The organism is Streptomyces sp. ASQP_92 (assembly GCF_025399895.1).
Taxonomy (GTDB): domain Bacteria; phylum Actinomycetota; class Actinomycetes; order Streptomycetales; family Streptomycetaceae; genus Streptomyces.
In genome coordinates, this window is the sequence record NZ_JAODUA010000046.1 from 1 (window position 1) to 8,878 (window position 8,878).

10 protein-coding genes and 3 pseudogenes are annotated in these 8,878 nt (G+C 68.7%); 6 read left to right on the forward strand and 7 right to left on the reverse strand.

Going from position 1 to position 8,878, the window contains the following annotated elements:
- Positions 1-265: 265 nt before the first annotated feature.
- On the reverse strand, positions 266-700 hold the full coding sequence (locus tag N4G70_RS36670) for an ATP-binding protein (RefSeq protein WP_399038129.1): 435 nt from the start codon (positions 698-700) through the stop codon (positions 266-268).
- Positions 701-869: 169 nt separating this feature from the next.
- On the opposite strand from N4G70_RS36670, the gene N4G70_RS36675 reads away from it, so the two are divergent.
- The gene (locus N4G70_RS36675; RefSeq protein ID WP_261717121.1) at positions 870-1,247 is read left to right on the forward strand and encodes an STAS domain-containing protein; all 378 of its coding nucleotides are present in this window, start codon (positions 870-872) and stop codon (positions 1,245-1,247) included.
- Positions 1,248-1,310: 63 nt separating this feature from the next.
- Here N4G70_RS36675 and N4G70_RS36680 read toward each other — a convergent pair.
- Positions 1,311-1,504, reverse strand: a pseudogene (locus N4G70_RS36680) (molybdopterin-binding oxidoreductase); the annotation flags it as partial.
- 23 nt (positions 1,505-1,527) lie between these two features.
- Between N4G70_RS36680 and N4G70_RS36685 the strand changes: the two are divergent.
- Positions 1,528-1,740: pseudogene (locus N4G70_RS36685) on the forward strand (anti-sigma factor domain-containing protein); the annotation flags it as partial.
- A gap of 157 nt (positions 1,741-1,897) precedes the next feature.
- Positions 1,898-2,047: a hypothetical protein gene (locus tag N4G70_RS36690; protein WP_261717122.1), complete on the forward strand. Its 150-nt coding sequence runs from the start codon at positions 1,898-1,900 to the stop codon at positions 2,045-2,047.
- A gap of 158 nt (positions 2,048-2,205) precedes the next feature.
- Here the strand turns inward: N4G70_RS36690 and N4G70_RS36695 are convergent, their stop codons facing one another.
- Positions 2,206-2,808: a TetR/AcrR family transcriptional regulator gene (locus tag N4G70_RS36695; protein WP_261717123.1), complete on the reverse strand. Its 603-nt coding sequence runs from the start codon at positions 2,806-2,808 to the stop codon at positions 2,206-2,208.
- A 108-nt stretch (positions 2,809-2,916) separates the two neighbouring features.
- Here N4G70_RS36695 and N4G70_RS36700 point away from each other — a divergent pair, with 108 nt between their 5' ends.
- On the forward strand, positions 2,917-3,867 hold the full coding sequence (locus N4G70_RS36700; RefSeq protein ID WP_261717124.1) for a beta-ketoacyl-ACP synthase III: 951 nt from the start codon (positions 2,917-2,919) through the stop codon (positions 3,865-3,867).
- An 11-nt stretch (positions 3,868-3,878) separates the two neighbouring features.
- Positions 3,879-4,550: a 1-acyl-sn-glycerol-3-phosphate acyltransferase gene (locus tag N4G70_RS36705; RefSeq protein ID WP_261717125.1), complete on the forward strand. Its 672-nt coding sequence runs from the start codon at positions 3,879-3,881 to the stop codon at positions 4,548-4,550.
- Between the two features lie 149 nt (positions 4,551-4,699).
- Here N4G70_RS36705 and N4G70_RS36710 read toward each other — a convergent pair whose 3' ends face one another.
- From N4G70_RS36710 to N4G70_RS36720, 3 genes are all read right to left on the reverse strand, one after another.
- Positions 4,700-5,353, reverse strand: coding sequence for a bifunctional 2-polyprenyl-6-hydroxyphenol methylase/3-demethylubiquinol 3-O-methyltransferase UbiG (locus tag N4G70_RS36710; RefSeq protein ID WP_261717126.1), 654 nt, complete (start codon positions 5,351-5,353; stop codon positions 4,700-4,702).
- Positions 5,354-5,505: 152 nt separating this feature from the next.
- A complete protein-coding gene (locus tag N4G70_RS36715; RefSeq protein ID WP_261717127.1) occupies positions 5,506-6,243 on the reverse strand; it encodes a DUF998 domain-containing protein in 738 nt (245 codons plus the stop codon).
- A 574-nt stretch (positions 6,244-6,817) separates the two neighbouring features.
- Entirely contained in the window at positions 6,818-7,363 is a 546-nt protein-coding gene (locus tag N4G70_RS36720; RefSeq protein ID WP_261717128.1) for an AAA family ATPase, read from the reverse strand.
- Between the two features lie 523 nt (positions 7,364-7,886).
- Between N4G70_RS36720 and N4G70_RS36725 the strand changes: the two genes are divergently transcribed.
- Positions 7,887-8,270, forward strand: coding sequence for a hypothetical protein (locus N4G70_RS36725; RefSeq protein WP_261717129.1), 384 nt, complete (start codon positions 7,887-7,889; stop codon positions 8,268-8,270).
- 445 nt (positions 8,271-8,715) lie between these two features.
- Here the strand turns inward: N4G70_RS36725 and N4G70_RS36730 are convergent.
- A pseudogene (locus N4G70_RS36730) lies at positions 8,716-8,878 on the reverse strand (phosphatase); the annotation flags it as partial.

The following is an 8,878-nucleotide window of genomic DNA, read 5'->3' on the forward strand; positions in this document are numbered from 1 at the left end:
CCCGCCCGCCCGCTGCCAGGCCCGTTGACCGCAGCTGGGAAGACCGTGGGTTCGTGCGGGAAGCCGGTGCGGGCCCCGCAGGGGCAGGGGGGACAAGGCCGGAACATCGCACACGGAGAAGACCAGCTCGACCCGCTGGGCGGCTTCCTTGCGCATGTCCGTCACCTGTCTTACGCGACCCGACGATTCGGGCAACGAGCGGAGCGTGACGGCGAGCGGCGATCAGGGGGTGGTGAGGCCGGACGCGTCCCGGAAGGAGGGTTCGTCAGGTGGCGTCGTCCAGGGCGATGCGGACGGTGATTCGCTTACCGACCGTCTCTTTGCGCGCTTCGAAGCCCTGCGCGACCGCCATCACGATCTCCAAGCCGTGCTGTCCGACCCGGCCGGCGTCCGCGGCCCGCGCGACCGGCAGCACCGGATCGGAATCCCACACCGCGATTTCCACCGTCCCACCCTGGATCCGGAGATCCAGAAGCACCGGCCCCGGAGCGTATTTGAGGGAGTTGGTGACCAGCTCGCTGACAGCCAGGCACGTCAGATCCATGGCACGCCGCGAGACCGGCACTCCGTGCTCGGACCGCATCCGGGCGAGGAAGTCCGAGGCCGAATGGCGGGCCTGTGCGATGCAAGGACCGTCCCCGTCCAGAGCCACACTGGCTTGTACGGGCCGAGGCCCTGGCGCCGCGTCGTCTTCCCCCACCGAATCCGCCTCGAGCACGCCCACCGGCCGCCCCCTCCCCAACACGGTTCGCGCCCCCGCCCATCACCGGACCACGACACGACCCTCCGTCGGACCCTCGCACGAAGGCTCGTTCCCCAGCACGCCGGCGGCACTACAGCGACGGGGCCGAGTGTGCCAGGATCGCCGCATGGCTGAGACAGAGACAACGGGCCCAGACCACGCTGAGCAGCCCGAGCAGCTCTCGATCGTGGCCACCGACACCGACGGTGTGCGCGTGATCACCGTGTCCGGAGAAATCGACTACGAGACCAAGGACACGCTTGACCAAGCCCTGAACAGCGCCGACGCTTCAAGTCCCCGCGTCGTCGTCGACCTGCACCAGGTCACGTTCATGGACTCGAGTGGTATCAACATGTTCATCTCCGCCCACAACGCCCTCACCGAGGCGGGCGGTTGGCTGCGCCTGGCCGCACCGACGGACATGGTGATGCGCACCATGAGCATCGTCGGTGTGGACGTCGTCATCGACTGCCGCGAAACCCTCGAAGAGGCCCTCACCACCTGACACTCCGCAAGGACGGGCTACCCGCAGCGGATGGCGCCCGACGCCAAACCGGCACGGGGCCGTGGCCGGCGCTCCCACGAGCCCGAGCAGGAGCACCCCCTGGTGGCGCCGATGCGCCGGAAGCGCAGTGCCGGCACGCCGAGCACCAGAGCGAGCAGGGCCAGGGCGGCGAGGATGCCGAGCTGGAGGACGAGTTTGTCGTTGGTGCCGAAGTGACGGATCGCCCGGTCCTTCAGTGCGGGTGGCGTGCGGTCGATGGCCGCGCCACCCCTCTCGCGGCCCCCCCGCCGGCAAGGTCTACCAGCTCTGGTTCGACGACGCCGGCACCATGCGGTCCGCCGGCCTGATGAACGCGACCCGGAGCACCGAGGCGGTCCTGCTGTCCGGCCCCCTCGACCATGCGACCGGCATGGGAATCACCGTAGAGCCGATGGGCGGCTCCACCCGGCCCACCACCGCCCCTCTGGCCCTCATGGCCATCCCCGGGGCCTGAGCGAAAGCCCGGCTACGCAGGCCGGGCGCTCCTGGTCACCGCACCCGCGATCGAGGCGCCGGTACTCATCGTCCAAGGGAGCAATCTGCGCACCATTTCGCGACGAATCCCTTGTAAGGCTCCTGAAGCGGGGTCGGGCCGAGAGGAGGCGATCTCGATGACGGACGAAGAATTCCGGGCTCTCCTGTCCCAGGCGCGCGAGGAAGCGCGCCGGCTTGTCTTTCCTCCTCCCGTCCGCGAACCGGGCGACGATACGGAGTTCGTACGGCGTGCCCAGCATGCCGAGTTCGGCGCATCCGCCCACTGAAGCGAGGACGAGGTGAGATCCGCTGTCGGACGGGGACACGCGGTGCTGTCTTCACCCCCCGCGGTTTCCCTTTCCTGTTCCTGTCGCGTGCGGAATCGATCCTTGCCTCATCGGGCGTTCAGCCGTGCCAGAGCTGGGTCGCGGCATCTGACGCTCCGTCAGTCGGTCCGCAGAAGCCGCTGCACTGCGCGTCGGGCGTGTTCAGGTGCTCGCTTGTCGTGATGGAGCTGCAGGGAGTGGTTGAGGGCCAGCATGATCCCGACCAGCTCGTACACCAGTTGGTCGGGATCGGTAGTCGCGGGCAGGCCGCCTTCGGTGACGGCGCGACGGATGTGGATGCTCAGGTCGCGGCGCCAGAGTGACTCCAGGCCGGCGATGGCGTCACGCACCGGTCCGCCGCGGCCGTCGAACTCCGCCGCGGCCGCTGTGAGGAAGCAGCCGCCGGGCAACAGTTCGCGTTCCAGATACGACACCCATGCCTCGCACAGCGCGTCCAGGTGCGCCAGCCCCGACGGCAGGCCCCGGGCCCGCTGCGGCACCTCGCGGGCGAACATCTCCGCCGCGGCGTCGACGACGGTGAGTTGCAGGCTCTGTTTCGTGCCGAAGTGACCGAGCACGCCGGCCTTGCTCATCCCCAGGTCCGTTGCCAGCCGGCCGATGGTCAGCCCCTCCAGGCCCTCCACGGACGCGAGCACCAGAGCGCGCTCGACGATGCGCTGACGGGTACGGCCGGCTTCGAGGACGGAGTTGCGAGGGCTCATGGCACGGCATGGTATCCGTTCCTCACCTCTTTAGCTTCCGACCGATCGGTTGCTATATTGCGGCGGCACCGCCCCAGCCCGCACCGCAGCTCGACCGAGGAGCACTTCATGCCGGGAACCCGAATCGCCGCAATGGGCCACCATCAGCCGTCCCGTGAGCTGACCAACGCGGACCTCGAACAGCTCGTGGAGACCAGCGACGACTGGATCCGCCGACGCACCGGGATCGTCACACGAAGGGTCGCGGGCGAGGACGAGTCCGTCACCGACATGGCCGCGGCCGCCGCGGCGAAGGCCCTGGCCGCCTCCGGCCTCGCACCGGCGGAGATCGGGCTGGTGACCGTCGCGACCTGTTCCGCCGTCGACCGCTGCCCCTCCATCGCGGCCCAGGTCGCCGCTCGTCTGGACGTCCCGTCCGCCGTCTGCTTCGACCTGAACAACGGCTGCGCCGGCTTCACCACGGCCCTGGCCTGCGCGGATCACTCACTCAAGGCGGGAGCGGCCAGGCACGCCCTCGTCATCGGCGCCGAGAAGATGTCCGACGTCACCGACTGGAGCGACCGCAGCACCTGCGTTCTCCTGGGCGACGGCGCGGGCGCGGCCCTGATCAGTTCGACGGAGGCGGGCCACGAAGGTATCGGCCCCGTCGTCTGGGGCTCCGACCCCACCCGCGGGAACGCCGTGCGGCTACAGGACGCCTGGCAACCGAGGTTCGCCCAGGAGGGCCAGACGGTATACCGCTGGGCCACCAGCGAACTGCCCGCCATCGCCGAGAAAGCCTGCCGGCGTGCCGGCATCGCCACCACCGACCTCGCCGCGGTCGTCACGCACCAGGCCAATCTGCGGATCATCGAGGCACTCACCCGACGTCTCGCACTGCGCGATGACGTCGTGATCGCCCGGGACGTCGTCGACTCGGGCAACACCTCCGCCGCCTCGGTCCCGCTCGCGCTGTCCAAGCTCGTCGAGCGCGGCGAGGTACTCGCCGGCACCCCCGTGCTGCTGCTGAGCTTCGGCGGGGGTCTGTCCTGGGCCGGCCAGGTCGTCACCTGCCCCTGAAAGGCCAACCGATGCTCTACTCCCTCGCCCGGTTCGCACTCGCCCCACTCCTGCGACTGATCTACCGGCCCGTCATCCGCGGCCGCGGCAACGTCCCGCGGCGCGGCCCGGTCATTCTCGCCAGCAACCACCTGTCGTTCATCGACAGCATCGTCATCGCCCTCCTGGCCCCGCGCCCTGTCCACTTCCTCGCCAAGGACGAATACTTCTCCGGCATCGGAGCCCAAGGCGCCCTCACCCGCCTCTTCTTCACCGCCTTCGGGTGCATCCCGGTCGACCGCCGGGCGCACCGCGGCGCTCAGGCATCGCTGGGCGCAGCCGAGCAGGTCCTGGCCGCCGGCCGTGCCTTCGGTATCTACCCCGAGGGCACCCGCTCCCTCGACGGCCGCCTCTACCGCGGACGGACCGGTGTCGCCTGGCTCACCCTGGCGACCGGAGCACCCGTCGTGCCGGTGGCACTGACAGGTACCGAACGCCTCCAGCCCGTAGGCCGACGCCTGCCCCGCTACCACCGCATCACCGTGGAGTTCGGCACGCCCCTTCACTGCACCCGGTCCCAGCCCGAACTGCGCCCGGCTCAGGCCCGGCGGGCCGTCACGGACAGGATCGTCCAGGCGATCGGCGACCTGTCCGGGCAGGAGTACGCCGAGATCTATGGGAGGGCGCCGGATACGGAGGCCTGAGGGCCTCCGGCCACTCGGCGGAGGCCTGACTGCCCCGGGCAACTCGGACTTCCCTACGGTGTCCCGCGGGGCAAACCGCAGCGTCCATCACCGCGGCGCGTACCGGCACCAACTCCCCGAGGCAGAACGGCTGTTGGACCGCCTCGCGTTCAGTGGGGCGAGGTGTCGGCGGCGTTCATCCGGAGCACCAGGGAGGTCCACCGGACGCTGTCACGGCCGTGCAGGTCGGGACGCTCGCCGCGGTGGACCGTGTGCAGCCCGTAGGTGTTCCCCAGCTCGACTGTCTCGGCGGCGGACACCGCGAACATGTGGCGGCCATCGGGTACGGGGCCGTGGCGCAGGTTGAGGAAGAAGCGGCCGCCAGGGACCAGCAGCGCTGCGATCCTCGCCATCGCGTATCGGCGTTCCTCGGCGTCCAGGTGCATCCAGACCGCAGTGGTGAAGACGGCGTCGAATGAACCCGGGTGCCGGTTCAGCGTGAGGTGCGGAAGAGCGTCGTCGGCCCAAGCGATACCGCTGTCCGCGTGGATTCGCCGTCCATGCGCCCGCAGCTCCGCGGTCGGTTCGACAGCCACGACGCTGTGTCCACGGGCCGCCAGCGCGGCGGCGTCGCGTCCGGTCCCCGCGCCCACGTCCAGGATGCGGCCGGGCTCGGCCGGAACCAGATGCAGCACGTCGCGGTGGAGTTCGTCGAAGGTGACTTCCTCGTACTGGACGGCCAGCGCGTCCGCCGTCTCGGCATACCCGACGGTTCCCCTGGCCGCACCGAAGTCCCGCCCGCCGGAGGCCAGTTGATCACTCATGGCGAAAGGCTACCGGGCTCCTGGTTCTCGACGTCGCCGTGTCGCGAGGCCCGTGATGATGGTGTGATCCCGGGCGGGGACCAAGCTGCCGTCCACGATCAGCACCGTGTCCTTGACGGACAGCGCAGGTACCTGACCCCTGAACGCTCTCCTCACCCGGTCAACTCTCCCTTCACCGGGGACTTTTCGGGGTTCGGCAACCGTCGGTGCCACGCCTCGGCGGACAGCAGCCACAACCACATGCCGACGGTGACCAGGTGGACTCGTTGAGCGATGCCCTGTCCGCCATCGATGCCGATGTAGGGGCCGGCCGAGGCGATCGCAGCGATCATGGACAGCGGCAGCAGCCAGCGAGCCCAGCGGCCGGCGTGACTGTGCCGGCCGGCGATGGATCGGGCGTGGACAGCGAGAGCGGCTATCGAAGTGAACACGGCGAAGTCGACCAGACCGCTGGTCACCGTATGCGCGACGTTGTCCACCGGGCAGTCCGCCTCCCGCGACGGTGCGCACCGTATCGGCAGCGCGACATCCGCGATCGAGCACACCGCGAGCAGCGCGAGAGCCGCCCATCCGGCGAGAGCCCACCGGCACGACAGGGCGGGGACAACAAGGCATGCGCCCGCCAGGATCATCGCCGCGCAGAGCACTTCCACCCCACTGAACAGCACGCGATACGGCTGGTCGGCAGCGAACGCCTCGCTGACGTAGGAGTCGCGCTGGTCGAGCCCGGTGGGCACCCAGAACTGCAGCAGCCAGTCGTTGTAGACCACTCCCGCCGCAAGGAACAGAGGCGTTACGGCCGCTCGACGCGAAACCGTCCCATCCCACCGCCGACGGCGGTCCGTGTCACCTGCCATGCCTGGCGCATGCGGCGTGTCGTCCGTATGCATGCGTGCCTCCCGTGCCGGTGCCGGCCCCATACGTAAGCAGTATCCGTACTGGGTAGCGGCGCCGTCGGCAGCTACCAACACCGCCCCCATGTGTCGAGTACCGATCCGTCGAGGAACATGTGTCAGGCGGGCCGCAACGCCGGAGCTGGTCAAACCGTACGGGGTTGAGAAATCCTGCCACGCCGTGCGGCCCGGACGAGGAGATCGCCGATGTCGGCGCGCGGGTCGGCTGTGTCTTCCTCAAGGCCTGGCAGCCGGCTCTGCGCGAACCCGAGGCCACGAGGCCCGAGGCCCGAGGCCCGACTCCAGCACCAGCACCAGCACCAGCACCGGAGATCGGCGGCGCTGCCAGGGGCCCTGGCCCCAGCCGCACATCAGGGACGGGTGCTTCTTGGCGGCGTGTCGAAGGCGCCCAAGCCTCCTTCAGGCGGCCGCGCGAGCATCAGGTAAGTGACGGCCATGGCTCCCTCATGGAGGTTGGTAACCGGTGATCTTCCGACCCTGGCTGGAGTACACCCTCTCCAATGCCGCCCCGACGGCCCCATCTGGGCCCGACCTCGAGTGGGCGAGGGGGCTACCCGGATATGCCCGCCAGCCATCCGGTAGCGCGCACGACCTCGCGCGCTATGTCGACGACGGTCCGTCCGTCGGTCGCCACTCGCACTGTGTCAAGCGGCGCCTGCTCCTCCAGAAGCCGCGCCTTGCGGGCGCTGCCCTCCAGTTCCCGCTCCAGCTCCGAGCCTCGTTCCCGACCACTCAGCCGCTCACGAGCGGTGGCATCGGACGCGGTGAGCACCACCCGTACGACGCGGACGTCCGCACCCATGGCACGCCGGAACATGCCCTCGTTCTCGGCCAGAACACTCACCGTCTGCGTGTAGATCAAACGGCGGTACCCGAGTTCGGTGTAGTTCGACCAGAGCGCCGTCAGATTGCGCTCGGCGATCTTCCTGCGGCGTGGGTCCCCCTCCGGAGCGGGATGTGCCTGCCCCATGAAGTCGCCTTCGATCACACAGTGGGCAACCATCGCCACACGCAGTCGTGCTGAGACCTCCCATCCCACCGCCGTCTTGCCGACGCCAGCGCGCCCTCCGATGAGCAATACCTCGGCCTGATCCATAGCGGCACCCTGCCACCGGGCAGTCGAACCCCGCGAACCAATACGGCGCGGACCAGGGAGATACGCCCCGCCCAGAGCGATGTCGCTGGAGCAGCGCAGCATTGACATGGGCCACGCGGCCCAGGGTGCCGCCCGTCATGTAGGCAGTTTCCGGCAAGAGCGTCCGAGCCGCGATCGCCAGCCGGCAGGGCGGCAGATCGACCCGTGAAGCCAGGCAACCGGGCGACGCTTCGTGGTCCCGGGAGCCGAGCACGATACCGTCCCGCCGCGACACTGAGCACCGCACATGCTTCATGGCCGCACACGTACGGGAAACCTGGACGATAAGGAAGATCGGCACCCTTCGCTGCCAGACCAGGCCGACATGTGGCATCGCGCAAATTTCGCACACAATCAGGCCGCGAAGATCGACACCTCAAGTTCGGCTCAAACGGATTGCCCATGGTCTACTTTGCGTGCGAGAGTTCATTGCACCCGGCAAGTGCGGGGTGCAAGTAGTCTTTTCTCAGGGGGTAATTTCGTAATGAATACTCTTCGTATGGGCGCCAAGGCCACGGCTCTTGCGGTGCTGGCTCTGCCTCTGCTCGGCAGCACTGCCTACGCCGCGCCGCAGGCTGAGACCTCTGCTGCTGCTTCGTCGGCGGCCGCCGTGCACACCTCGTGGGGCTGCGACAACAACCCGAGGGTGAACCGCTTCAACACGTCGTACACGCCCGGGAACAATACCGTCACCGTCTACTACAACAACCACTGCAACCACAGCGTGAAGTATCGTGTGGAGTTCTTCGACACCAAGAACCAGGAGAACCACATGTCGGCGTGTGTCACGGCTCCTGCTGGGAAGAAGAGCAGCAAGAAGTTCGACAAGAGTGTCTTTGACAACGTCACCGGCGTCTGGAAGTGCTGACGCCCTCCTGATTTCCGCTCGCGTTTTTCGACGGAAATGAAATAAGCGGGACAGGCGGCCTTCGCCGGGTGAATTATGACCAAAATTTACCCAGCGAAGCCGCCTTTCTTTTTGCTTACGCGTGTCATGGTCGTAGCCTCCTCCTGGTCCTTGGCGACGATCCGTTCGACGTGTTCCCGGGGCCCCGCGCCCTGGATCCGCCGCCGCGGAAGGGGAGGGGCAGAACTCCCGGCTGCCGTCGCCGGGGAGGCGGGGCGGCGGGGCGGCGGCTTCGAGGGCGGGTGTGGGAGACGGCGGTGGCCGAGCGCGCAACGACTCATCCGGTTGCCCGCAGGCGGCCCCGCGACGCCGGGCATGGCGGTTCGGGTGCCGCGCAGGCGGGAGTTGGCGCGCTCAAGGAGAAACGCGTCGCCGGGACCACAACGGGAATTGCCTGTCCGTCAGCTCACTCGGTGTTCTGGCGGCCGTGCCAGTCGAGGCAGACGACCATGGCGTCGTCGTCGGCTTCGATGGGGCCGCGGTGTCCGGCGAGTTCCTGGAGGACGGCTCGGGGGACTTGGGAGGCGGGCAGGAGTCGTGTGCTGGTGAGGGCGCGTACGAGGGCTTTC